At 62.5% G+C, this 22,084-nt stretch carries 23 protein-coding genes (1 of these 23 running past the window's edge); 10 read left to right on the top strand and 13 right to left on the bottom strand.

Going from position 1 to position 22,084, the window contains the following annotated elements; translation table 11 throughout:
• From AHA_RS03790 to AHA_RS03780, 3 genes are all read right to left on the bottom strand, one after another.
• Nucleotides 1-211, bottom strand: the 5' portion of a protein-coding gene (locus tag AHA_RS03790) for an NAD(P)H-dependent flavin oxidoreductase (protein ID WP_011704707.1). Its footprint begins 848 nt before the window's first position; only the first 211 of its 1,059 coding nucleotides appear in the window; its start codon is at nt 209-211; its stop codon lies off the left edge, out of view.
• On the bottom strand, nt 208-492 hold the full coding sequence (locus AHA_RS03785; RefSeq protein ID WP_011704706.1) for a hypothetical protein: 285 nt from the start codon (nt 490-492) through the stop codon (nt 208-210). The genes AHA_RS03790 and AHA_RS03785 overlap by 4 nt, the downstream gene beginning before the upstream one ends.
• A gap of 68 nt (nt 493-560) precedes the next feature.
• Nucleotides 561-1,208 carry a ribonuclease T2 family protein gene (locus AHA_RS03780; protein WP_029302014.1) on the bottom strand — a complete coding sequence of 216 codons (648 nt, stop codon included), beginning with the start codon at nt 1,206-1,208 and terminating at the stop codon, nt 561-563.
• A 230-nt stretch (nt 1,209-1,438) separates the two neighbouring features.
• Here AHA_RS03780 and AHA_RS03775 point away from each other — a divergent pair, with 230 nt between their 5' ends.
• Both AHA_RS03775 and AHA_RS03770 read left to right on the top strand, forming a co-directional pair.
• Complete coding sequence (locus tag AHA_RS03775; RefSeq protein ID WP_005309014.1) at nt 1,439-1,999, top strand: carbonic anhydrase; 561 nt, start codon at nt 1,439-1,441, stop codon at nt 1,997-1,999.
• A gap of 145 nt (nt 2,000-2,144) precedes the next feature.
• Nucleotides 2,145-2,438: a hypothetical protein gene (locus AHA_RS03770; RefSeq protein ID WP_011704704.1), complete on the top strand. Its 294-nt coding sequence runs from the start codon at nt 2,145-2,147 to the stop codon at nt 2,436-2,438.
• A 66-nt stretch (nt 2,439-2,504) separates the two neighbouring features.
• Here AHA_RS03770 and AHA_RS03765 read toward each other — a convergent pair whose 3' ends face one another.
• Nucleotides 2,505-3,413 (bottom strand): SAM hydrolase/SAM-dependent halogenase family protein, encoded by a 909-nt coding sequence (locus AHA_RS03765; RefSeq protein ID WP_011704703.1) that lies wholly within the window; start codon nt 3,411-3,413, stop codon nt 2,505-2,507.
• Between the two features lie 170 nt (nt 3,414-3,583).
• Here AHA_RS03765 and AHA_RS03760 point away from each other — a divergent pair, with 170 nt between their 5' ends.
• Nucleotides 3,584-4,039: a hypothetical protein gene (locus AHA_RS03760; protein ID WP_011704702.1), complete on the top strand. Its 456-nt coding sequence runs from the start codon at nt 3,584-3,586 to the stop codon at nt 4,037-4,039.
• Between the two features lie 6 nt (nt 4,040-4,045).
• On the opposite strand, the gene AHA_RS03755 is transcribed toward AHA_RS03760, so the two are convergent.
• The gene (locus AHA_RS03755) at nt 4,046-5,278 is read right to left on the bottom strand and encodes an MFS transporter (RefSeq protein WP_011704701.1); all 1,233 of its coding nucleotides are present in this window, start codon (nt 5,276-5,278) and stop codon (nt 4,046-4,048) included.
• A gap of 219 nt (nt 5,279-5,497) precedes the next feature.
• On the opposite strand from AHA_RS03755, the gene AHA_RS03750 reads away from it, so the two are divergent.
• Both AHA_RS03750 and AHA_RS03745 read left to right on the top strand, forming a co-directional pair.
• A complete protein-coding gene (locus AHA_RS03750) occupies nt 5,498-6,367 on the top strand; it encodes a LysR family transcriptional regulator (protein WP_011704700.1) in 870 nt (289 codons plus the stop codon).
• A 102-nt stretch (nt 6,368-6,469) separates the two neighbouring features.
• Nucleotides 6,470-7,720 carry a DEAD/DEAH box helicase gene (locus tag AHA_RS03745; protein WP_011704699.1) on the top strand — a complete coding sequence of 417 codons (1,251 nt, stop codon included), beginning with the start codon at nt 6,470-6,472 and terminating at the stop codon, nt 7,718-7,720.
• 70 nt (nt 7,721-7,790) lie between these two features.
• Here the strand turns inward: AHA_RS03745 and AHA_RS03740 are convergent, their stop codons facing one another.
• Both AHA_RS03740 and cphA read right to left on the bottom strand, forming a co-directional pair.
• A complete protein-coding gene (locus AHA_RS03740; protein WP_011704698.1) occupies nt 7,791-9,083 on the bottom strand; it encodes a lipopolysaccharide biosynthesis protein in 1,293 nt (430 codons plus the stop codon).
• A gap of 163 nt (nt 9,084-9,246) precedes the next feature.
• Nucleotides 9,247-10,011, bottom strand: coding sequence for a CphA family subclass B2 metallo-beta-lactamase (gene cphA, locus AHA_RS03735; RefSeq protein WP_081398937.1), 765 nt, complete (start codon nt 10,009-10,011; stop codon nt 9,247-9,249).
• Nucleotides 10,012-10,754: 743 nt separating this feature from the next.
• On the opposite strand from cphA, the gene AHA_RS03730 reads away from it, so the two are divergent.
• A complete protein-coding gene (locus tag AHA_RS03730; protein WP_139348848.1) occupies nt 10,755-11,324 on the top strand; it encodes a hypothetical protein in 570 nt (189 codons plus the stop codon).
• A 391-nt stretch (nt 11,325-11,715) separates the two neighbouring features.
• On the opposite strand, the gene AHA_RS03725 is transcribed toward AHA_RS03730, so the two are convergent.
• Entirely contained in the window at nt 11,716-13,419 is a 1,704-nt protein-coding gene (locus AHA_RS03725) for an amidase (RefSeq protein WP_011704696.1), read from the bottom strand.
• Nucleotides 13,420-13,545: 126 nt separating this feature from the next.
• The gene (gene aguA, locus AHA_RS03720; protein WP_011704695.1) at nt 13,546-14,643 is read right to left on the bottom strand and encodes an agmatine deiminase; all 1,098 of its coding nucleotides are present in this window, start codon (nt 14,641-14,643) and stop codon (nt 13,546-13,548) included.
• 153 nt (nt 14,644-14,796) lie between these two features.
• Here aguA and AHA_RS03715 point away from each other — a divergent pair, with 153 nt between their 5' ends.
• Nucleotides 14,797-15,750, top strand: a complete 954-nt coding sequence (locus AHA_RS03715; RefSeq protein WP_164927784.1) for a LysR family transcriptional regulator — start codon at nt 14,797-14,799, stop codon at nt 15,748-15,750.
• A 139-nt stretch (nt 15,751-15,889) separates the two neighbouring features.
• Here AHA_RS03715 and AHA_RS03710 read toward each other — a convergent pair whose 3' ends face one another.
• Entirely contained in the window at nt 15,890-16,456 is a 567-nt protein-coding gene (locus AHA_RS03710) for a TetR/AcrR family transcriptional regulator (protein ID WP_011704693.1), read from the bottom strand.
• 188 nt (nt 16,457-16,644) lie between these two features.
• On the opposite strand from AHA_RS03710, the gene AHA_RS03705 reads away from it, so the two are divergent.
• The gene (locus AHA_RS03705; RefSeq protein WP_164927545.1) at nt 16,645-17,682 is read left to right on the top strand and encodes an alkene reductase; all 1,038 of its coding nucleotides are present in this window, start codon (nt 16,645-16,647) and stop codon (nt 17,680-17,682) included.
• Between the two features lie 205 nt (nt 17,683-17,887).
• Complete coding sequence (locus AHA_RS03700) at nt 17,888-18,826, top strand: bifunctional helix-turn-helix transcriptional regulator/GNAT family N-acetyltransferase (protein ID WP_011704691.1); 939 nt, start codon at nt 17,888-17,890, stop codon at nt 18,824-18,826.
• Nucleotides 18,827-18,883: 57 nt separating this feature from the next.
• On the opposite strand, the gene AHA_RS03695 is transcribed toward AHA_RS03700, so the two are convergent.
• Nucleotides 18,884-19,342 carry a carboxymuconolactone decarboxylase family protein gene (locus tag AHA_RS03695; RefSeq protein WP_011704690.1) on the bottom strand — a complete coding sequence of 153 codons (459 nt, stop codon included), beginning with the start codon at nt 19,340-19,342 and terminating at the stop codon, nt 18,884-18,886.
• Nucleotides 19,343-19,404: 62 nt separating this feature from the next.
• Here AHA_RS03695 and AHA_RS03690 point away from each other — a divergent pair, with 62 nt between their 5' ends.
• On the top strand, nt 19,405-19,899 hold the full coding sequence (locus AHA_RS03690; protein ID WP_011704689.1) for a MarR family winged helix-turn-helix transcriptional regulator: 495 nt from the start codon (nt 19,405-19,407) through the stop codon (nt 19,897-19,899).
• 66 nt (nt 19,900-19,965) lie between these two features.
• Here the strand turns inward: AHA_RS03690 and AHA_RS03685 are convergent, their stop codons facing one another.
• Together AHA_RS03685 and prfC are read right to left on the bottom strand one after the other, a co-directional pair.
• On the bottom strand, nt 19,966-20,304 hold the full coding sequence (locus tag AHA_RS03685) for a nuclear transport factor 2 family protein (RefSeq protein WP_011704688.1): 339 nt from the start codon (nt 20,302-20,304) through the stop codon (nt 19,966-19,968).
• Between the two features lie 168 nt (nt 20,305-20,472).
• Nucleotides 20,473-22,062: a peptide chain release factor 3 gene (prfC, locus tag AHA_RS03680; protein ID WP_085946238.1), complete on the bottom strand. Its 1,590-nt coding sequence runs from the start codon at nt 22,060-22,062 to the stop codon at nt 20,473-20,475.
• Nucleotides 22,063-22,084 lie beyond the last annotated feature (22 nt).

Below are 22,084 nucleotides of genomic sequence, written 5' to 3'. Positions count from 1 at the left end.
GATGACAGAAGAAGTTGATGTTGAATGCCCCCCCGCTCGCCGCCAGCCGGGTCAGCTCTTCGCGCAAGGTGGCGAGGCTCAGCATGGCTGCAGGCAATGAGCCCAGCGCGCCGGCCCGAGTCACGGCCAGTGCCAGTGCGCTGTCCTGAACACCGGCCATGGGGGCTTGAATGATGGGGTAGCGCAGCCCCAGTTCGGCAAACAGCGTCATGATGTCGCCTCTTGCCGCTCGGGAGTGACGCCGCCGACCTGGCTGCGCGCCAGGGCGATGGCCCCATCGATGGCCGCCCGGGCCTGCGGGCTGTTCTGCCAGCAGGTCGAGCCCAGCATGCTGGCCACCAGTTGCACGATATGGCCGGTGTCGGCCTCGGCCAATTGCGCCAGATTGTGGTAACCAAGCTGTTCAAGCCGCCTGATGACGGTGGGCCCCACCCCTTTCACGCCGAGCAGCAGCGTCCGCTCCTCGCCCGAAAATCCTTGCTTGCTCTTCATTGATCAGACTCCTTTCCCATACCCTCATTGCACATCGGGCCCGCGAGGGGCCTGATGAAGATAAGTGGTCAACGTACGCTGCGCAGCAGGAAGTCCGGCTGACCGCAGGAGCGCAACTCGCGCTTTTGCATCTCGTCGGAACAGGTGACGGCTGCCGTCCCCTCCTTGTTGATGCAGATATAGACCTCCCGCAGGAATCGACCCCCATCGGCGCAGGCCACCGTGATGTTGTCCGGGGCCAGCCAGTCGTTGGCACTGGCCAGATCCGCCTTGAGCTGGAAACGGCTCTTGCGCAGCGGCTCGGCAGGGGACTGATAGGCGGCCGGGATCTTCACTTTCTGGCGCAGGTCGCTGGCCAGCTGATGAAAGTCGCGCTGGCTCAGACCGGAGCAGGTGCCGTGCTTCTCCCACTCATGGCGATAGAGGAAGCGGCTGGGATAGAGCCCGGCAAACTGCTGCTCCATCGCCGGATCCAGCCGCTCGCGGCTACAGCTGCTCGGGTAGCCGCGCTGATACTGGGGCCAGAGCCCGTGCAGCACGAATCCCAGCTGGCGGGAACATTGGTCCCGGTCGGCCGGCTTGATGGCGCAATGCTCCGGTGACCAGGAGAGCGCCATGGCGTAATAGTCAAATTCGCCGGCCTCCCCTTTAGCCTGAACGGCAGAGGAGAACCAGGGGGCCAGCAGCATGCCGAGCAGCACAACAATCTTCTTCATCTTGGGTATCCAGGGTTATGCACATAATGTCGAGCGGGCCGTTTTGCCCTCGGGAACGGCCATGCTCCCATATTTTGCCCAGAGGGAACACCCTGCCGGGGCACCGGCCCATGTTGGGGTCAGACCAGTAAAGGGTTTCCCCTCCCGGCACCGAGGCGTAAGCTGACTCTCCGGCGGGCCCGCGCGTCCGGCCTGCTTCCCGTCAGCTTTCCTCTTCAACAGGATGTAACATGATCCGCAAGAATCCCTCCGGCCATCTGCCGGTCATCGACGAGTCAGCCTATATCGACAAGACAGCCATCATCTGTGGCAAGGTGATCATCAAGGAGAACGTGTTTGTCGGCCCCTATGCGGTGATCCGCGCCGACGAGGTGGATGCCAGCGGCGACATGGAGCCCATCGTCATCGGCGCCAACTCCAACATTCAGGACGGGGTCGTCATCCACTCCAAGTCCGGCGCCGCCGTCACCATCGGTGAGTACACCTCCATCGCCCACCGCAGCATAGTCCACGGGCCGTGCGAAGTGGGCAACCGGGTGTTCATCGGCTTCAACAGCGTGCTGTTCAACTGCCACATCGGTGATGGCGCCGTGGTGCGCCACAACTCGGTGGTGGACGGCTGCGATCTGCCGCCGGAGTTCTACGTTCCCTCCACCACCCGCATCAACCAGCAGAGCGATCTGGACCATATCCCGCGGGTGTCGGTGGATGCCGCCGAGTTCTCCGAGGACGTGGCCCACACCAACATCGATCTGGTCAAGGGGTACAAGGCGCTCTCCAACGAGTTCTGAGTCCTGCGGCTGCCAGGATCCACAACGGGCGCCCAGGCGCCCGTTGTCACGACTGTAAAGAGGGTGAAAAGGGAGCGTAAAAGCCGTTGAGCTAGCAGCCCGCCTGGCGTTTGATGGGCCATCTTCCCTGGATGGAGTCATCCCCATGTCACGTTACCCCCTCGCACTCACCCTGCTGCTTGCCAGCCTGTCGGCCCAGGCCTGTGAGCCGCCAGCCCCGCCAGCCGGTCGCCCCGACGCGCGCCCGCCGACGTTGCCCACCCCCCTCTATCACGCCAGCAAGCTGGGCCAGGATCCCCAGGCCACCGCCCAGGCGCTGTTCAAGAACATTCCGCCGGCCGAAGCCGACAAACGCTATGAAGTGGTGGTCAGCGTGCGCGAGCTGCCACCCCAGCCCATTAGGCTCCCACCCACCACCGCCCCGCTCAAGGGACAGTGAAACCCACAGCTGGACCGGCAATGAAAAGGGCGCCGCAGCGCCCTTGTCGTTGATGAAAGCCCCTGCTTAGGAGCACTTCTTCAGGCTGATATGCCAGTTGGCGCCGGATTGCACCTGATGTTGGGTGGCGAAGCTGTCCATGTTCAGCGCCACCGACACCTGTAACAGGCTGTTGAGGTAGACCAGCGGCTGGCCTTGTGGCACATCGCCAAAGCTGCTGACATAGGGGGCCTTGCCCTCGTACTTCAGTGCATCCCCTTCGCTGATCTTGATGCAGGCGTTGTCACCCTTGTTGATCCCCGCCTTGGTCAGCAGGCTGTCGTCGATGTTGGTCCAGACGTTGCCGTACTGCACGTCCAGGATCGGAATGGTGCCCTTGAGGGTACCGTCCTGCTCGGCCACTGCCGGCTGATAGGGGATCTTCACCACCTCGCCCGACAGCTTGGGCCCTACCTGTTCATAGCTGATGGCACCGGAGGCGAGCCGGGCGCCGGTGTAGGCGTAAACGTCGCGGCCGTGGAAGGTGTAGGACTTCTCGGAGCCCTTGAGCCGGTTGGTCTTCTCGTCGATCTGACGCACCGTGTCGATGCCGAAGTGTTCGGCTACCAGAGTCAGGGTGCCGTTATCCGGGCTGACGATGTAGTGGCCGCTCTTGGTCTTGAGTACCACCGACTTGCGATCTGTGCCGACCCCCGGATCCACCACGCTGACAAACACTGTCCCCTTGGGCCAGTACTGCAGGGTCTGATAGAGACGGTAGGAGGCTTCCCAGATGTTGTAGGCCGGGATCTCGTGGGTCAAGTCATAGAGCGGCAGGGTGCGATCCACTCCGAAGGCGACCCCCTTCATGGCCGAGACGGCGCCATCCTTGAGACCGAAGTCGGTCTGGATCACCAGCGCCTCGTTGGCGGTGGCAAGGCCGCTGGCCAGCAACAGGGCGAGCGCAAGCGCACGGGGGGCGGTACGAATATCCATATCTGAACTCCTGAAGGTAATAACAAGACAACCATCTAGACATCCAGAATGCCATTACTTCCATATATTGCAAGCCGTATTCCCCGGATGGGGGCGCCGAAAGCCCTCGCCAGCAGGTCGCGGCGGGTGTATGGATAGGGCTGAGTCGCGACCGCCACTAAGGAGACCCCATGACCCGCAACCAGACCACCATCCTGCTCAGCCTGGGGGAGCACAGCAGCCAGCTGCAGCTGACCCGGGCCGACGGCACCCGCTTCACCCGCGACTTGGGCTTTGGCCTTGAAGCCATGACACCGGGCCCGTTTCGCCGGGATCCGCCGAGCGCGCTGGAGCTGGAGCAGGCCATCATGGTGGTGGAGGACGTGCTGATGCCGCTGGCCGCCGAGGTACCGCCCCATGAGGTGGTGACCCTGCAGGCGCCGCTGCCGCTGGCCGAGGTGCTCGGCAGCCGTGAGCTGAGCCGGGAGAGCCTGGAGCAGCTGTTCGGCCAGTTTGCCGCCATGGTGGAAGGTGACCCGCTGGCCGCAGCCAACCTGCCCAAGACCCGGCGCTTTGCCGCCGCCCTCTTGATCCTGCGCGAATGGATGCACCATCTGTCGGCCGAGCGGGTAGTGCTGGCCGACTGAGTCACACTAGCCGGCCGCCGGCTCGAAGCGGGTGCGCCAGGCCGCCCAGGCCAGCCCCAGGCTGATCAGCACGCTGCCGACGGTGAGCAGATCCACCGCCGCCTGCACGCCGCCCCCGTCGCTGACCCAGCCCAGCAGCACCGGCACCCAGTTCGCCACATAGGCGATCACGTAGAAGAGCGACACCAGCCGGGCGTGGCTGGCAGCCGGCGCGATGCGGTTGACCAGGGTCGCACTGCCGACAAACACCGCGCCCTGGGCGTAACCGGCCACCAGCAAGCCGAGCACCGCCAGCCACCACGACTGGGCATGCACGGCGCCAGCAAACAGCAACATGCAGATCGCCAGCGCCAGGGCGCCGCTTTGCAGAGTGTGACGGGCATCGAGCCGGCGTGCCCAGAGCTGACACAGGCCGGAGAGCACCATGTAGGCTGCGATGAGATAGCCGAACAGGCCGAGATCCCGCAGCCCCAGCAGCTGGCTCGCCACCTTGGGGCCGATGGCCAGCAGGCTGGCCGCCACCGCCCAGGCGGTAAACAGCGCCAGTGCACAAATAAAGAAAGCCGCCCCGGTGGCCTTGAGCCCCTCCCCCAGCGATCCCCTGCCCTGCTGCGTTGCCGCAGCCGGCGCCCCTTGCGCGCGGGCGGGCCAGCTCAACGCCACCCCCGCCATGGCGCAGGCCGCCAGCCCCATGATGAGCAGGAAGGGCAGTTGGGTCGGATAGCACTCCAGCTGCAGCGCCAACCCGCTGAACACCGGGCCGAGCGCCAGCCCGGCGGTGAAGGAGAGGGTCGCACTGAGAGCGGCCCGCTTGCCGCCATCGCGCGGGCCAAAGCGCAGCAGAGCCACGTTGGCGGCGCCGGTCAGGGCGCCGGTGCCGATCCCGGCCAGCACCCGCGCCAGCAACAGCGACCAGAAGGAGTCCGCCAGGGAGAACAGCAAGGCGCCTCCCAGTACCGCCAGCAGGGCCGGCAGGATCATGGCGCGCAGATCGCTCACCCTGCCCGCCAGATTGCCCACCCCGAACAGGGAGATCAGCACCCCGCCCGCATAGCCGCCATAGATGAGGGTGAGGCTGACATCGCTCAGGGCCAGCGCCTGCTGATAGTGGGGATAGAGGGGGGTGGGCACACTGCTGTTGAGCAGCGCCGACATCAGCGCCAGCGGCAGAAACAGCAGGATGGCGCGATGGGAGGTGGCCGCCGCAGAGGGGGCGGCGGCGCAAAGAGATGATGACATGCAAGGCTCCGATGAGGGCGGGCAAGGCCGCTGACGAGAGGCGCCATGATAGCGCCCATCGAGGCCCCTCGACAGCCACACAAATGCATCAGTCTGCTTCAATAATGCATGTCAGTGACATCTATCTGCATGTCGAGAAGGGCACTCTCGCCTTGTGATCCCGCCGGTACTGGCTTCTAATGGGCACGCCCCGCCAGGGCACTTTGAGTGGGAGGCTCGATGATCAACTGGGACGACGCGCGGTTTTTTCTGGCACTGGCACGGCAGGGCACCCTGCGCGGCGCCGCCGGCGTACTGGGGGTCGATCAGGCCACCGTGGGGCGCCGCATCACGGCGCTGGAGCAGAACCTCGGCTCCAAACTCTTTATCCGCACCCCCAAGCTCTATGATCTCAGCCCCCTCGGCGAGGCCATGCTGGCGGATGCCAGCGCCATGGAGCAGGCCATCAAGGCCATCGAACGCAAGGCTAGCGCCGACGATCAGAGCCTGTGCGGCGAGGTGCGCATCGCCACCACCGACACCCTGGCCCAGGCCTTCGTGTTGCCCGCCCTCACCCTGCTGCGCGAGCGCCATCCCGGCATCCGGCTCAGCCTGCAGACCGCGGTCAGCGTCAGCGACATCGCCTACCGGGAGGCCGATCTCGCCATCCGCGGGCTGTGCCCGGACAACGACGAGCTGGTGATCAAGCGCCTCACCACCATAGAGATGGGGCTCTACGCCTCCCGCGACTATCTGGCCCGCCACGGCACACCCAAGAGCGGCCATGGCCTCAGCCAGCACGCCCTGCTGCTGTTTGCCAGGGAGCTGGTCTCCCGCCACTGGCACAGCCTGTGCGGGGAACCGCTGCACGAGCCCAACGTGGTGCTGCAGTGCAACGCCCAGCTGCTGTTGCTGGCGGCGGCTCGCCAGGGGCTCGGCATCGCCCTGCTCTCCACCTTTCTGGCCGACAAGGAGCCGGATCTGGTGCGCGTGCTGCCCAGCCTGTGCGATCCGGTCGACATCTGGCTGGTGCTCCACCCCGACTTGCAAAAAGCCAGCCGGGTGCGCGCCGTGGTAGACGCGCTGGAGGAGGTGTTTCACTGCCGCTGAGCCGGCGGCGCCTTCTGCCCGCGGCCCCGCATCTGTTACCATGCCGGCCATCAAGACTGTTTCCAGCGCGGCGTGGCCGCGCCCATCCCGACGGGTACCCTTATGTCCATTGCCTCCTTCGCCGATCTGGCGCTATCTCCCCGCTTGCAGCAGACCCTGACCGAGCTGGGCTACGCCGCGCCGACCCCGGTGCAGGCCAGCGCCATCCCGGTCATTCTGGCGGGGCGCGATCTGATGGCGGGCGCCCAGACCGGCACCGGCAAGACCGCCGCCTTCGTGCTGCCACTGCTGGAGCAGTTGCTGCAAAATCCGACGAACGATGCCCCCCGCCCCATCCGCGCCCTGGTGCTGGTGCCGACCCGCGAGCTGGCGATACAGGTGCATGAGAGCGTCACGCGCTACGCCAAGGGCACCGACCTCACCAGCACGCTGGTCTACGGCGGGGTGAGTATCGCCGCACAGGTGGAGGCGCTGAAAGCCGGGGTGGATATCCTGATCGCCACCCCGGGCCGGCTGCTCGACCATCTGCGGCAGGGAGCGCTGAGTCTGGCGGCGCTGCACCATCTGGTGTTTGACGAGGCGGATCGGATGCTCGACATGGGCTTTATGGACGAGATCAAGGAACTGCTGAAACAGATCCCGGCGGATCGCCAGACCCTGCTGTTTTCGGCCACCTGCGACGACAACTTGTTTGCCTTGAGCAAGGTGTTGTTGCATGACCCTGAACTGATTGAAGTGGCACCGCGCAACACCACGGCGGCCGAGGTGGAGCAGCGGGTCTATACGGTGGATGGCGATCGCAAGCTGGCGCTGGTCGAACACATGCTCAACGTGAAGGGCTGGGCCCCGGCCCTGATCTTCAGCCGCACCCGCCAGGGGGCCGACAAGCTGGCCCAGCAGCTCGGCAAGGCGGGCATCAATGCGCTGGCCTTCCACGGTGACCTGTCACAAGGGGCGCGGGAGAAGGTGCTGCTGGAGTTTCGCGCCGGCACCCTGCAGGCATTGGTGGCCACCGACGTGGCGGCCCGCGGCCTCGATATCAGCGATCTCAACTACGTGATCAATATGGAATTCCCGTTTGTGGCGGAGGATTACGTGCACCGTATCGGTCGCACCGGTCGCGCCGGCAACAAGGGGCTCGCCATCACCTTGTTCAGCCCGGAAGATGCGCCGCTGCTGGAAAAGGTGGAGGCGGTGCTCGACACCCGTTTGCCCCAACAGTGGTTCCCGGGCTTTGAGCCGGATCTGACCCGCTTCGAGCCCGAGCCACGTCGCAGCAGCAAGGCAGCCCAGAAGCAGCGCGCCAGAAAGCAGGCGCTCGCTGGCAACAAGGGGAGTAAGGCTCGGCGCTAAGCCGCTCCGGCACCGCCAATAAAAAACGCCCAGTCGGGCGTTTTTTTGTTTTTCGGCTAACCGCAGGCTGCTATGAATCGGTGGCCAGCACGGGCGGCAGGGCCCGCAGGATGCGCTGCTCGGCCAAAGTGGAGAGCACGAACATCACCAGATAGCCGAGGCCGAGCGCCACGATAATGGCCACCACGTTGGTGGTGAAGCGGGCCACCAGGTAGTAGGCCGCCACCAGCGCCACTATGCCCACCGCCCGGATCAGCAGGCTCTGGGTAAAGTGACCGTGGGCCTTGATGTAGGCGAGCTGGTAGCCGTTGAGCATCATGAAGATGAAGAAGAGGGAGAAGTGCAACAGCACCGGTACGGCCCCCAGATAGTCGGCCGGGAACAGCAGCGACACCAGCGGCTTGCCCGCCAGCAGCATCACCAGGAAGAACACCAGGCTGACGATGGCGCTGAGGCGGAAGATCCAGCGCCGGATCAGGCGGATCTGGCGGTGATCGCCGCTGCGCAGATTGACCGCCAGCTCAGGCAGCACGAAGCGGTAGATGGGGAAGACGAACAGGGTGGTCATGTAGGTGAAAATGGGGCGCACCACCACCTGAAAATCCCCCAGCTCGTCGAGGCTGAAGTGACGGATGGTGAGCAGTACCGTGATGTAGATCATCAGGATGCTGGCCCCCGCCTCGAGGGACGCGGTAAAGCTCTTCTTCACATAGCTGCGCATCTCGGGGCCAAGCTCGACCTTGGCCAGCGGCCGGGTGGCGATGGCCCGGCGCCTGTGCAGATACATGTAGCCGGCGATACCGAGCGAAGAGAACGTCAGCCCGTAGAAGAGCGAAGCAAGGGCATCCATCCCCAGCCCAAAGTAGCAGGCCATAAACAGCAGACCGTTGGCCAGCGGCTCCAGCCAGGTGACCCGGTTGGAGATCCCGTACATCCGGTACATGGCCACCAGATTGGTGAAGTAGACCTTGAGCCCCAGCCCGAAGATGACCCCCACCAGTTGCAGATATTCAGCCCGGATATGGAGCCCGTGCTTGATGTAGGGGATCACCAGCCCCCAGGTGAGCAGCACCATGCCGATGAGGAAGTAGCGGAAGATATTGATGATGTCCCGATCGTTTTTGGTCTGGGAGTAGCTCACCACCATGGAGGAGCGAAAGCCGGTCATCAGGATGAGGGACAGCGAGATCAAATCCACCACGCTGTTGAACAGCGCCAGATCCCCCTTGGCCACCCACTGCGCCAGCCACACCTTGAAGGCGAAGCCGATGATGATGCTGGCAAGGGACGCCCACATGCCGGTGATGAAAGCCTGCTTGAGGCGGCCAAGTGAATCGGGTTGTTCGTCTTGAATTGCGTGCATCACGAAAGGCCCGCTAACTGCGTGAAGAGAGGCCCATCTTATGAAAGGGGGCCGCCCTTGAACAGCCCGAAACTGGAGGCAAGGGCGTCCCCCTGCCAGAAACGCCCGGCCGGGTGCCTTCTTTAGTGCGTCCAGCGCGTCATTAGGCTGCCGCCGCGCCAGCTTATGACTGGGACGCGGCCTTGATCAGCGCCTCGTAGTGATCGATAAGCTCGGGCCCGTGCAGCGGTGAGTCGTGACCGCCCACCACCGTCTTGATCGGCAGCTTCATCGCTTTCAGCCGCTCAAGTGTCTGCGGATAGGCCTTCACATCGGCAAAGCTCAGGTTGCCCAGCTTCTCCTTGAGGATGCAGTTGCCATAGAGCACCTGCTGGTCGGGGAAGTAGACAAAGATGCCGTCCGGCGTGTGAGCCGGGCCCAGGTAGAAGGCGCGCAGCTTGCCCTCTTGCAGCGTGAAGTCGCCCTCGTGCACCACGTTGGGCAGCACCAGCGGCAAGTCCGGGTACTCCGGCAGCCCCTTGCGGGTAAAGGCGACAATCTCGGCCCAGTCGCTCTTCATCAGATCCCGGGTCTGGCGGGTCGATATCACCTTGGCACCGATGGACTTCCAGTAGGCGTTACCGCCTGCCCGGTCGGTGTGGTAGTTGGTGTTGATCACCTCCAGCACCGGCTTGCGGCTGACCCGTTTGATCAGCTTGTGCAGCTCGCGGGCGGTATCCGGCGTCCAGGTCGCCCCCACCACAGTCACTCCCTTGGCCCCGAAATAGACCATGGAGTTTTCCTGCACGTAGTAGTTGTCCTCTACCACGTAGACAGGGCCGCTCACCTGCGTCAGCGACATCCCCGCCGCCCGCACGCTGCCCCCCCAGAAACTCGCCATCAGCACCACGGCCCCGGCCAGCCCGCACTTTATCCAACCCTTCATCATCTTGCTCCCTCGCTCCAACCGGCCCCTCGTCACCCCTGTGACAAGCCGGGCCCATTTATCAGTGGGCAGAAAATACGGGGGATTTGTGAGGGGAAAATGAGGTTGTGTGAAGTCTGGGTGAAGTGAGGGGCTAATCGCGACACAGATTACAGTTGGCAGCGCGGGGAACATTGCGGAAAAGTCGAAAATGGAATGACGGAAAGTCGTCTGTGAGATGGCGGGAACAAACGGCAACTCATGAGTAAAACAGCCTCCTCACCCTGGCCCTCTCTCGAGGGAGAGGAGATGGAAAGTGCCATAACCAAACCACTTATACTCACCAGCACCACATAGCCAACACACAATCACAGCAGGGCATATCTGCCCCCTTCTCCTCCTGCGGGAGAAGGGATGGGGTGAGGGGGAGAGGGGGAGAAAAATGCCAAATGCATGTAATAAACCCAATGATTTAGAGATGATTAGCACAGCGCAATCGTCAGTTTACCATGGCACAAAACGGATCGTTCCTTACAACAAGGGCTGCATAGTAGCTTCATTTCTTCATCGTCAAAATTCGCTTAGCTAGCCCCCCCCAACACGTTGAAGACGTCTATGGACTGATGAGGATTTATTGATATATCATATCGCAAAAAATACATTAAAAATCTCTAATTCATAATTTAATAGACAATACAGAAACGCGTTAACAAGTAATAATTCACCAAGTAAACATAACACCAACCAGAATGGATTTATAAATCAACATGGATAAAGAAACGCTAACTATGGTAGCAAGTTTTGTCGGTGCATCTGCATGGCTTTCTCCGTATTTTTATGAAAAATTCAGAAAGGCTAAATTAGTTGGGAAAGTTATCTCTTGCATAAGTATTGATAATATGACAATGACAGACAATAAAACCGGAGAGGTAATTTCTGCTGGAATTCTATATTTATATAAATTGAGCGTATCATCATTGGGCAGAAATTTTCACCCCAAAGATGTTGAGATATCTGTAAAATATATAAATGGTAGCTGTTTTCCAGGAAGGATTTTTGTTCCACGGAATATAACCTCTGATATCAATGGTGTTCCTCATAAGATATCGCCCCCGAGAGAGTTACTTTTTCCCAATGTATGTGTATTTCAGAAAGATACAGCTCAACACGTCTTTATGCCTTTTGTCGTGGATAAAGCGACGACAGATAAAGTAAGTGTCGTAAGGTTTAAGTTCAAAGATTTCTCTGGAAATGAATCTTCCATTGATATTGATTTCAATAAAATTGATCATGGTCAGTTGATATATGAAGAAATTATTGAACCCACTAGCTTATAAAGATATATAATTGTGGCATAATAGTAGAGATTTTTAATATATACTATTGAGATAATACCCCTTCAGTATGTATCGTAAATGTAAGTTGAGTGTGCTGCTATCTCCCCCTAAAAAGCCTTTCTCAGTGGCATGATCGTTGATAGCAGCTCTAACTTTTGAGGTTAGATGAGGCTACAAACTTCGTTCATAAATCTAGGGCCCCTATAGGCACTGAAATAATGTTACTGATCGAGAACACGCAGTCTTCCCTAGTTTCCACAAACTTAGCGCCGTACCTGCTCCTTTCCATTCTGATCTCTCTACACTGAAAATAAAAAAACCACCCAAATGGCGGGTGGTTTTGTTTTCGTTATCACCGGGCTAACACGAGATATGTAGCCCCAGCCACCAATCACCCCAACGGCGGTGTCCGTGGTGGCACCATACGCTTGCTGCCGGTGGACTCGAAGGCCGAGGCAAAGCGCAGCAGGTTATTGTCGTCATAGGCGCGGCCGGCGAAGGTCAGGCCCACCGGCATACCGATATCGGCCATGATGCCCATAGGAACGGTGACGGTCGGCACGCCGAGGTGGCGGATAGCGAGGTTGCCGTTGGCAACCCAGATGCCATTGCTCCAGGCGATATCGGCGGAGGCCGGATTTACATCCGCATCGGCCGGGGCGACGTCAGCGACGGTGGGGAACAGCACGGCGTCGAGCTTGAGCCCGTCCATCCAGTCCTCCAGATCCAGCTTGCGGGTCTGCTCCAGCCCACACAGACCGTCCGGCACCGAGGCAATCTCGTCAAAGCGCTTGAGACCGCGCTTGGCCATGTTGACGTACTCGTCCATGCCCGCCGCCAGATCACCCTCGCGGTTCGGCAAGGTGCCCGGATCGTGGGGGAAGATCTGGGGGCCATCCACATCGGCCAGCTTGTTGAGTTTGGGATCGCCGTTGGCGCGCAGGAAGTCGTCGAACGCCCAGCCGGAGAGCTCCCACAGCTCGTCGTTGAGAAACTCAGGACTCACGATGCCGCGATTGAACACGGTCGGCGCGCCGGGTCTGTCCCCTTCGCAGTTGGAAACCAGCGGGAAGTCCACCTCGATAACTTCGGCGCCCGCGGCTTCCAGTGCCTGACGGGCCTGCTCCCACAGGGCAATCACGGAGTCGCGGGTATGGATGCGCTGACCAGTCGGGCCGCCGATACCGGGGTTTTCGCTGGTGCCGGCCAGTTCATCCTTGTTGATAAACATGCGCGGCACGCCGAGGCGCTTGCCCTTGAGGGCATCGGGCTTGGCGGCCAGCTCCAGATAGGAAGCCGGACGCACTTCAGAGGCCTTGGGCAGCTGAACCCAGGGCTGCATGCGCCAGAGATCGCCACGGGTGTCGGCATCGTCGGCGACCACTACATCGAGCACTTCCAACAGATCGGCCATGGTGCGGGCATAGGGCACCACCACATCCATGGTCGGAGTCAGCGGCCAGTTGCCGCGCACCGAGATGACGCCACGGGACGGGGTGTAGGCGCACAGGCCGTTGTTGGAGGCCGGGCCACGGCCGCTCGACCAGGTCTCTTCCGCCAGACCAAAGGCGGAGAAGCTGGCGGCGGTGGCGGTACCAGCCCCGTTGGAAGAGCCGGAGGCAAACGGCGCGGTCAGGTAGTCGGCGTTGTAGGGGCTCTCGGCACGGCCATAGACGCCGCGCTGCATGCCGCCATTGGCCATCGGCGGCATATTGGTTTTGCCAAGGCAGATGGCACCGGCGGCGCGCAGGCGCTCAACGGTGAAGGCATCGCGCTGGGCCACCAGATCCTTGAAGGCCGGGCTGCCGGAGGCGGCGGTCAGCCCCTTGACCAGATAGCTGTCTTTGGCGGTGTAGGGGATGCCGTCGAGCGGCCCCAGAGTTTCGCCACGGGCACGGCGCGCATCAGACGCTTGCGCCTCTTTCAGCGCATCGGGATTGGGCACCACGAGGGCGTTGAGCTTGGTGGCAGTCTCGGGGCCGTTGTAAGCCTCGATACGGGCCAGATAGGCCTTGACCAGTTCGACCGCTGTGGTGTGGCCTGCTTCGAGCGCACCGCGCAGCTCGGCAATGGAAACCTCGGTCACTTCGATCATGGGGATCTCCTGTAAAGGGTGACGGTTTGTCATGATGATCGCCGCATCAGCGCCTGCGACCATCACGTCATCAAGAGATAAAACCCCACGGCGTGGGGTTTTGAATGTCTACACTCTTCGACCAGCTTACTGACCTGAAGGGATCTGCTGGGTAATGCAGTGGATATTGCCACCGCCCAGCAGGATCTCGCGGGCCGGCACGCCGACGACCTTATGCTCCGGGAAGATCTCTTCCAGAATGCGCTGGGCTTCGCCGTCGGTGGCGGCATCCAGCAGCGGGTAGACGATGCGATCGTTGGTGATGAGGAAGTTCACATAGGAGCCGGCCAGACGCCCTTCTGCCTCGCGCGGCACACCGGTACCGCTCTCGACACCGGCAGACTCTTCCTGAGTGCAGTAGAGCGGGCCTGGCTGGGGCAGCTTCCACACTTTCAGCTTGCGACCCTTGGCATCGACCGCCGCTTCCAGCACCTTGAGGGCGGCCACGGAGCGGGCGTACTGGGGATCGTTCTGGTCGTCAGTCCAGTGCAGGGCCACTTCACCCGGACGCACGAAGCAGCACATGTTGTCGATGTGGCCGTCGGTCTCGTCCATGTAGACGCCTTCGTCCAGCCAGATAAAGCTCTGCACACCCAGATAGTCGCGCAGGTGCGCTTCGATCTGCTCTTTGCTCAGGTGCGGGTTGCGGTTTTCGTTGAGCAGGCACTCGGCGGTGGTCAGGCAGGTGCCTTCGCCGTCGACATGGATGGAGCCCCCTTCCAGAATGAGCGGCGCGTCGTAACGGGCCATGCCGTGCTGTGCCAGCATCTGGGCCGCCACTTGCTCGTCTTGATCCCACGGGTAGTAGAGACCGCCCTTGTGGCCACCCCAGGCGTTGAAGCCCCAATCCACCCCACGGCACTCGCCGGCCGCGTTGGTGACGATGGTGGGGCCGCTGTCGCGGGCCCAGCAGTCATCGCTGTTCATCTCGACCAGGGTGACATGGGCAGGCATGATTGCGCGAGCCTGCTCCATAAACTGGGCCGGTACCCCCATAAAGACCGGGGTCGCTTGCCCAATGGCATCCGCCACCTTGGCAAAGGTGGCTTGCGCGAAGCGACCGGCCTCACGCCAGTTGTCCGGGCGAAACGGCCAGATCATCCAGACGGCCTGCTGGTGTGCCCACTCGGCTGGCATGGTGAAGCCGTCAGCGGCCGGCGTGGTGTTCATGGTCTTGATGCTCATCGCAAGGCTCCTTGCATGGATTGAGACCCCGCAGGCGTGAAAACGCGGCGCGGGGATCCTGGAAAAATAACAGTGGTCGCAGTGTAAGAAGTTGCGCTCACATCCATCAAATGAATAGGATGGATTGTCCCATAAGCCTGGCAAATAATCTTGATGAAACTGCACCAGCTCGACCTCAACCTGCTGCTCGCCTTTGACGCCCTGATGGCGCAGGGCAGCGTCACCCGCGCCGCCGAAACCCTCTTTATCAGCCAGCCCGCCATGAGCCATGCGCTCAATCGTCTGCGCACCTTCTTTGGCGATCCCCTGCTGGTGCGCACCCCGCAAGGAATGCTGCCAACCCCGCGCGCGCAGCGACTGCATCTTGGTGTACAGCAGGCGCTGCGGCTGCTAGAGCAGCAACTCAGCGACGAGGAGGTGTTCGAGCCGAGCCAGTCGAAGCGCCGCTTCGTGCTCTGCACCACGGATTACGTGGAGTGCGTACTGATCCCGCCGCTCATCCAGCGCCTCAAACGGCTGGCGCCCGCAGTCACCATCGAGATCCGCATCTTGCGCGACACCCTGCCCGAAGCCGAGCTGGCGAGCGGCGAAATCGATCTGGTGCTCGGCTTTGACGAATACATGCAGGTGCCTGGGTATCTCGGCAAGGAGACCTGGCTCACCGAGCCGCTGGCCGGGCTGGTGCGCGCCGATCTGCCGATGGCCGCCCCGGCGCTCGCAGAGAGTGGGGATGAGCCGGCGATCCTGGCCGAGCGCATCAGCTTGGCGCAGCTGATCGAGATGCCCCACGTGTTCCACTCGCCACTTGGCACCTCGGAGGCGAGCCTCGACCGCTATCTGAAGACACTGGGCTTCAGTCGCACCATCTCGGTCAACAGCCAGAGCTATATGTCCGCCGCTGCCATCGTCAGCCAGAGCGATCACCTGCTGGTGCTGCCCAGCATGGTGGCCGAGCTGCTCGCCAGCCACTGGCCGCTGAAAAGCCTGCCGCTGCCCGAAGATGTGCCGGATTATCACCTCAACTGCGTCTGGCATCCCGTTCACGCGCAGCAACCCGCGCTGGTGTGGCTGAAGGATTTGATGAAGGAGCTGGTGAATCCGGAGTAACCCGGCGGCGTGTGACCTCCCCCTCATCCCCAACCCTTCTCCCGCAAGGGGAGAAGGGAGCAAACAACCCGGCGGTGTATGACATCCCCATAAACAACCATGGCTCCCGCGGGAGCCATGGTTGTTTATGGGCGGCGCATTACGCCCGCAGGGCCGTCATCAACTGGGTGACCACGCCGCCCAGCAGGGCGGGATCGGGGCGGCACTGGGCGAAGGTGACCAGGCCCTGAATGTTGATGAGCAGGAAGGCGGTCAGGGTCGGGATGTCGCGCCCGGCCGCCAGCTCGCCGCGCTCGAGGGCCAGGCTCAGCACCGCCGCCAGATCGGCATCCAGCTCGCCATAGATGGCCTTGAGCTTCAGGTGCAGCTCTTCGTCCTGCTCTGCCAGCTCCATCAGGGTGCGGGTCACCAGACAGGTGCCGCAGAGGGCGTCGTTCACCACCTGCTCGAGGTAGGCCTGCACCCCCGCCAGCGGGCTCGCGGCGGCGAAGAAGCTGTGCCGCAGGGCGCTCTTCTCCTGCACATAGTGATCGACCGCCGCCAGCAGCAGGCCGCGTTTGTTGCCAAACGCCGCGTAGAGGCTGCCCGGATGCAACCCGGTCGCCGCCACCAGCTCCTGCATGGTGGTCTTGGCGTAACCCTTGGCCCGAAATGCCTCCATGGCATTTCGCAAGACGTCGTCCCGGTTGAACTCGGCGCTGCGCATGGTTTCTCCGTTGAAAAAGCGGATTCACCGACCAGGGGCCGGCGAGGGGAAATAAGAGGGCGGCAAGTTTACCCCAGCGGGCCGGCAACACCAACCCATGTTGAATGCTCGTTCAAAAAAGACTTGCACACAAAACAAAAAACGTCTTGAATGCACGTTCAAGAATCACTCCCTCAGGACAGACGATCATGAATACCCTGTTTCAGCCCTATCGCCTCAACGACACCCTCACCCTCGCCAACCGTTTCATGATGGCTCCCCTCACCCGCTGTATGGCAGGCCCGGGCCTGGTGCCGACCGAGCAGATGGCCGCCTATTACGCGCGCCGCGCCGACATCGGCCTCATCATCTCCGAAGCCACCATCATCCGGCCGGACGGGCAGGGTTACCCCAATACCCCGGGGATCTACAGCGCCGAGCAGATCGCCGGCTGGAAGAAAGTGACCGGCGCCGTGCATGCCAACGGCGGCAAGATCTTCGCCCAGCTGTGGCACGTGGGTCGTCTCTCCCACCCCTTCTTCCACCACGCCGAAGTGCTGGCCCCCTCTGCCGTCGCCCATGAGGGCACTGTGCCGCGCATGCGCGAGCTGGTCTATCAGGTACCGCGCGCCCTGACCGAGAGCGAAATCTCCCAGCTGGTCGAGGATTACGCCCAGGCCGCCGCCAACGCCATCGAAGCGGGCTTTGACGGGGTGGAGATCCACGGTGCCAACGGCTACCTCATCGATCAGTTCCTGCACCACGCCAGCAACCTGCGCACCGACAACTACGGTGGCAGCCCCGAGAACATGAGCCGCTTCGCGCTGGAGGTGGTGGATGCCATCAATGCCCGCATCGGCGCGGATCGGGTGGGCCTGCGCCTCTCCCCCGGCGCCTATGTGCACCTCGAAGGGGATGCGCGGGATCGCGCCGTGTTCGACCACCTGCTGGCCGAGCTGAACCAGCGCAACCTGGCCTATGTGCATCTGGGCATCTTCGATGACAGCCTCACCTTCGACTACCTGGACGGCCGCGCTTCCGACTACCTGCGCGCCCGCTACGACGGCCATCTGGTGGGGGTGGGCAACTACAGCGCCGAGACCGCAGCCGAGGCCATCAAGGCCGACCGCTTCGACCTCGTCGCCATCGGTCGCCCGCTTATCGCCAACCCGGACTACCTCGCCAAAGTGCAGCAGGGCGACGCCCTGGTTCCCTATGCCGACACCATGCTGGCCGAGCTGGTCTAACGCTCGCCAGCACCTTGCCTGACCAAGGATGGGATCCGCGCCCTCGCGCGGGTTTCCAATGTTTGGGCCCCCTCCCGGGCCCTTTTTTGTGCCTGCTTGTCATACCCGCCGGTTTCGTGATCCTTCGCTGACCCAATAAAAAAGTTGCTAGTAACAACTAGTTGGCTATATTGGTTGTTGATGACAACCAAATAGGAAGCCTGATATGGACCCCCGCCCCCTGCGCGCCCTGTCGCGCGATCTGGTACGTGAACTCGGCATGCTCTCCCAGCAGTGCGGCGAACTGGCGCTCAGTCCGCTCGAAGCCCATCTGCTGATCGAGCTGGAGAGCGGCCCCGCCACCAACCAGCAACTGGCCGAACGGCTGCGCATCGACAAGTCCAACGCCAGCCGCCCGCTGGCCCGCCTGGCCGAGCGCGAGCTCATCAGCTGGCACCCCCATCCGTCCGATGGTCGCAGCAAGGAGGCGCGCCTCACCATCGCCGGCCAGGCCCAGCTGCTGGATCTGCATCAGGAGATGGACAGCGCCATGGAAGAGACCCTGGCCCAGCTCACCCTCGCCGAGCGTGAGCAGCTGTGGACCGGCCTGCGCCTCTATCGCAGCGCCCTCTCCCGTGCCCGTCGCCAGCAGGGTTACCGCATCCGTCCCATCACAGCCGCCGACAACCCCCATATCGCCGCCGTGATCCGTGCCGTCTCCGCCGAATACGGGCTCACCGCCGACAAGGGCTACGGGGTGGCCGACCCCAATCTGGATCGGCTGCATGAGACCTATCAGGGCGCGCAGAGCCGCTACTGGGTGATCGAGGGGCCGGATGGCACCATTCTCGGCGGGGGCGGCATAGCGCCGCTGGCGGGGGAAGAGGGGCAAGTCTGCGAGCTGCAGAAGATGTACTTCATGCCCTCCCTGCGCGGACTGGGGCTGGGACGCCGGCTGGTGCTGCAGGCGCTGGACGAGGCGCGCGCGCTCGGTTATCAGCGCTGCTACCTGGAGACCACCGCCGTGCTGCGCGAGGCCACCGCGCTCTACGAATCCCTGGGCTTCGAGCACCTGCCGGGCCCGCTTGGCTGCACCGGCCACGATGCCTGCGAGATCTGCATGGTGCTGGCGCTTGGCGCCGACGATGGTCAGCGACCGGCCTGAGTGATCAGCTCAGGATAAAAGGGCGGCAGCGATGCCGTCCTTTTGTTTGCCTGCCGCTCAGAGCTGGGCGGCGGGCGGCACGAAACGCAGCGCCACCCCGAGCCGGTTCCAGCTGTTGATGGTGGCCACCGTCACCGACAGCTGCACTATCTGGGCCTCGCTGAAGTGCTCGCGCAGCTCGCCATAGAGGGCGTCGGGCACGCCGTCCGGCGGCAGCCGGGTCAGGCTCTCGGTCCAGGCCAGGGCCGCCCGCTCCGGGGCGCTGAACACGGTGGCATCGCGCCAGGCCGCCAGCTGATCCAGCTTGGCCTGCCCCACCCCGCTGCGACGGGCGATGTTCAGGTGATACTGCAGGCAGAAGCTGCAGCCGTTGAGCTGGGAGGCGCGCAGCTTCACCAGCTCGCTCAGGCTCTTGTCGAGGCCGGCCTCGTCCACCGCCTTGCCGGCGGCGATCAGGGCGTCGTGAGCCGCCGGCAGCAGCTGGCGAAAGTCAGGGTAATCGATGCGGGTGCTCATTCTGGTGTTCTCCTTGGGCATGATTTAATATCAGGGCACGAACAACATATCAGCACCCTGACATGATAAACAAGCCCCCCTTGAGTACAGAGCAGCCCATCCCCCTGCCCGCCCCCGGCGAGGGCAAGCGCGGCGAAGCGGGTCACCTCGGCTATCTGCTGCGCCAGGCCGCGGCCGCCCAGCGCCTGCGCATGGAGCGGGCGCTGGCGGACCTGCCCATCACGGCGCCCCAGTTTGCCCTGCTCACCATGCTGGATGCCTACCCCGGCAGCTCCAACGCCGAGCTCGCCCGGCTCACCCTGCTCACCCCCCAGACGGTGAGCCCCATGGTGAGCAGCCTGGAGCGCAGCGGCCTGCTGGCCCGCACCCCTCACCTCCAGCATGGCCGCATCCAGCAGCTCAGCCTGAGCCCGGCGGGCGCCGCGCTGCTGGCCGAGGCCAAGACCAGGGTCGCCCGGCTGGAGCAGGAGCTGGCCGCCCCGCTGGCCGAGGAGGAGTTGCTGCTGGTCAAACGCTGGTTGGCAAACCTCGCCAGCGGCATGGAGGGCGAGGCCTGACACCAGCCGGTGTTAGCGGACGGTGTTGGCAGTCAGGCCAAGGCAGACAGGAACGCTGGGCGCTTTTCAGGTGGGGAAGTAGAACCAGGCCGTCTTGATCAGGCCCGCCTCCACTTCGAAGACGGCCATGCTCTCCAGCGGCTCGGGGGAGAGGCCATAGATCAACTCGTGATCAAACACCTTGTTGCCGATGACGGTTCTCGACAGCAGCTCTGCCCGCAGAGCCGGGTTGTTGAAACGATGCTCGGCATAGAAGGCTCTGAGCGCCCCCTTGCCCACCGTGCTCGGGCTCTCCGTCGGCATCCGGTATCCCTTGAACGCCTCGCAGAAGCAGGCCAGGAAGGCCTCGAGATCGTGGGCGTTGTAAGCTTGAAATTGTGCCTCGACGGGCAGTTCGACCGACATGCATCACTCCCTGAATCATGTAACAGCCTCCTTTATAGGGGGCATTACCCCCCTTGTCGACGGGTGATGGCAGCTCATCCCCCATCTGCACCTTGATCGCCATGCAAAAAAAGACCCCGCCTGGGCGGGGTCTTTTTTTATCTTGTCTGCCTAGCGGGCAAGCCCTTATCAGTGCTCGCGGGTCTGGCGGAACTGGACGTCAGGGTGACGCTCCTGGGCCAGGCGCAGGTTGACCATGGTCGGCGCGATATAGGTGAGGTTGTCACCACCATCGAGGGCCAGGTTGACCTCGTTCTTGCGCTTGAACTCCTCGAACTTCTTGACGTCGGTCCCTTCCACCCAGCGGGCAGTGGAGACGTTGACCGCCTCGTACAGCGCCTCGACGTTGTATTCGCTCTTCAGACGCGATACCACCACGTCGAACTGCAGCACACCGACCGCACCAACGATCAGATCGTTGCTGATGAGCGGACGGAACACCTGCACCGCGCCCTCTTCGGAGAGCTGCACCAGCCCCTTGAGCAGCTGCTTCTGCTTGAGCGGGTCGCGCAGGCGGATGCGGCGGAACAGTTCCGGCGCGAAGTTCGGGATGCCGGTGAACTTGAGATCCTCACCCTGGGTGAAGGTGTCGCCGATCTGGATGGTGCCGTGGTTGTGCAGACCTATGATGTCGCCGGCGAAGGCGTCTTCCGCCTGCTCCCGGTCACCGGCCATGAAGGTCACGGCGTCGGAGATGTTCACGTCCTTGCCGATGCGCACGTGGCGCATCTTCATGCCCTTGGAGTAGGTACCTGACACGATGCGCATAAAGGCGATACGGTCGCGGTGTTTCGGGTCCATGTTCGCCTGGATCTTGAACACGAAGCCAGAGAACTTCTCCTCGGTGGCAGCCACTTCACGGCTCTCGGCCTTGCGCGGCATGGGCGACGGTGCCCAGTCGGTGAGGCCGTCCAGCATGTGGTCGACACCGAAGTTGCCGAGCGCAGTACCGAAGAAGACCGGGGTCATCTCGCCGGCGATGAAGGCATCGTGATCGAACTCGGGGGAGGCACCCTGCACCAGCTCCAGCTCGCCGCGCAGCTGGGCTGCCAGATCCTCGCCGATGGCGGCATCCAGCTCGGGGTTGTTCAACCCCTTGACCACCCGCTTCTCCTGGATGGTGTGGCCCTGACCGCTCTGATACAGATAGGTCTCGTCCTTGTAGAGGTGGTAGACCCCCTTGAAGGATTTGCCACAGCCGATAGGCCAGGTGATGGGGGCGCACATGATGTTGAGCTCGCGCTCCACCTCGTCCATCACCTCCATCGGATCGCGCACTTCACGGTCCAGCTTGTTCATGAAGGTGAGGATGGGGGTGTCGCGCAGCCGGGTCACTTCCATCAGCTTGCGGGTCCGGTCTTCAACACCCTTGGCGGCATCGATGACCATCAGACAGCAGTCGACCGCCGTCAGGGTACGGTAGGTATCTTCGGAGAAGTCCTCGTGACCCGGGGTGTCGAGCAGGTTGACCAGGCAATCGGCATAGGGGAACTGCATCACCGAGGTGGTGATGGAGATACCACGCTGCTTCTCCATCTCCATCCAGTCGGATTTGGCGTGCTGGCCTGAGCCACGGCCCTTGACGGTACCGGCGCGCTGAATGGCCTGTCCGAACAGCAGGACTTTTTCGGTGATGGTGGTTTTACCCGCATCCGGGTGCGAGATGATCGCAAAAGTGCGTCTCTTGGAGACTTCACTCAGAAATTCAGCTGACATAATTCAACGTTCTTCTATTGGGCGG

The sequence above is a fragment of the Aeromonas hydrophila subsp. hydrophila ATCC 7966 genome (assembly GCF_000014805.1).
Lineage (GTDB): Bacteria > Pseudomonadota > Gammaproteobacteria > Enterobacterales > Aeromonadaceae > Aeromonas > Aeromonas hydrophila.
Note: the sequence above shows the minus strand (reverse complement) of the source record. Positions and strands in the feature narration are given on the sequence as shown.

What these genes read in the sequence shown, in the direction of transcription:
- AHA_RS03785 (WP_011704706.1), bottom strand. Translation starts at nt 492, where the DNA reads ATGAAGAGCAAGCAAGGATTTTCGGGCGAGGAGCGGACGCTGCTGCTC.
- AHA_RS03780 (WP_029302014.1), bottom strand. Translation starts at nt 1,208, where the DNA reads ATGAAGAAGATTGTTGTGCTGCTCGGCATGCTGCTGGCCCCCTGGTTC.
- AHA_RS03775 (WP_005309014.1), top strand. Translation starts at nt 1,439, where the DNA reads ATGATCCGCAAGAATCCCTCCGGCCATCTGCCGGTCATCGACGAGTCA.
- AHA_RS03770 (WP_011704704.1), top strand. Translation starts at nt 2,145, where the DNA reads ATGTCACGTTACCCCCTCGCACTCACCCTGCTGCTTGCCAGCCTGTCG.
- AHA_RS03765 (WP_011704703.1), bottom strand. Translation starts at nt 3,413, where the DNA reads ATGGATATTCGTACCGCCCCCCGTGCGCTTGCGCTCGCCCTGTTGCTG.
- AHA_RS03760 (WP_011704702.1), top strand. Translation starts at nt 3,584, where the DNA reads ATGACCCGCAACCAGACCACCATCCTGCTCAGCCTGGGGGAGCACAGC.
- AHA_RS03755 (WP_011704701.1), bottom strand. Translation starts at nt 5,278, where the DNA reads ATGTCATCATCTCTTTGCGCCGCCGCCCCCTCTGCGGCGGCCACCTCC.
- AHA_RS03750 (WP_011704700.1), top strand. Translation starts at nt 5,498, where the DNA reads ATGATCAACTGGGACGACGCGCGGTTTTTTCTGGCACTGGCACGGCAG.
- AHA_RS03745 (WP_011704699.1), top strand. Translation starts at nt 6,470, where the DNA reads ATGTCCATTGCCTCCTTCGCCGATCTGGCGCTATCTCCCCGCTTGCAG.
- AHA_RS03740 (WP_011704698.1), bottom strand. Translation starts at nt 9,083, where the DNA reads ATGCACGCAATTCAAGACGAACAACCCGATTCACTTGGCCGCCTCAAG.
- cphA (WP_081398937.1), bottom strand. Translation starts at nt 10,011, where the DNA reads ATGATGAAGGGTTGGATAAAGTGCGGGCTGGCCGGGGCCGTGGTGCTG.
- AHA_RS03730 (WP_139348848.1), top strand. Translation starts at nt 10,755, where the DNA reads ATGGATAAAGAAACGCTAACTATGGTAGCAAGTTTTGTCGGTGCATCT.
- AHA_RS03725 (WP_011704696.1), bottom strand. Translation starts at nt 13,419, where the DNA reads ATGATCGAAGTGACCGAGGTTTCCATTGCCGAGCTGCGCGGTGCGCTC.
- aguA (WP_011704695.1), bottom strand. Translation starts at nt 14,643, where the DNA reads ATGAGCATCAAGACCATGAACACCACGCCGGCCGCTGACGGCTTCACC.
- AHA_RS03715 (WP_164927784.1), top strand. Translation starts at nt 14,797, where the DNA reads ATGAAACTGCACCAGCTCGACCTCAACCTGCTGCTCGCCTTTGACGCC.
- AHA_RS03710 (WP_011704693.1), bottom strand. Translation starts at nt 16,456, where the DNA reads ATGCGCAGCGCCGAGTTCAACCGGGACGACGTCTTGCGAAATGCCATG.
- AHA_RS03705 (WP_164927545.1), top strand. Translation starts at nt 16,645, where the DNA reads ATGAATACCCTGTTTCAGCCCTATCGCCTCAACGACACCCTCACCCTC.
- AHA_RS03700 (WP_011704691.1), top strand. Translation starts at nt 17,888, where the DNA reads ATGGACCCCCGCCCCCTGCGCGCCCTGTCGCGCGATCTGGTACGTGAA.
- AHA_RS03695 (WP_011704690.1), bottom strand. Translation starts at nt 19,342, where the DNA reads ATGAGCACCCGCATCGATTACCCTGACTTTCGCCAGCTGCTGCCGGCG.
- AHA_RS03690 (WP_011704689.1), top strand. Translation starts at nt 19,405, where the DNA reads ATGATAAACAAGCCCCCCTTGAGTACAGAGCAGCCCATCCCCCTGCCC.
- AHA_RS03685 (WP_011704688.1), bottom strand. Translation starts at nt 20,304, where the DNA reads ATGTCGGTCGAACTGCCCGTCGAGGCACAATTTCAAGCTTACAACGCC.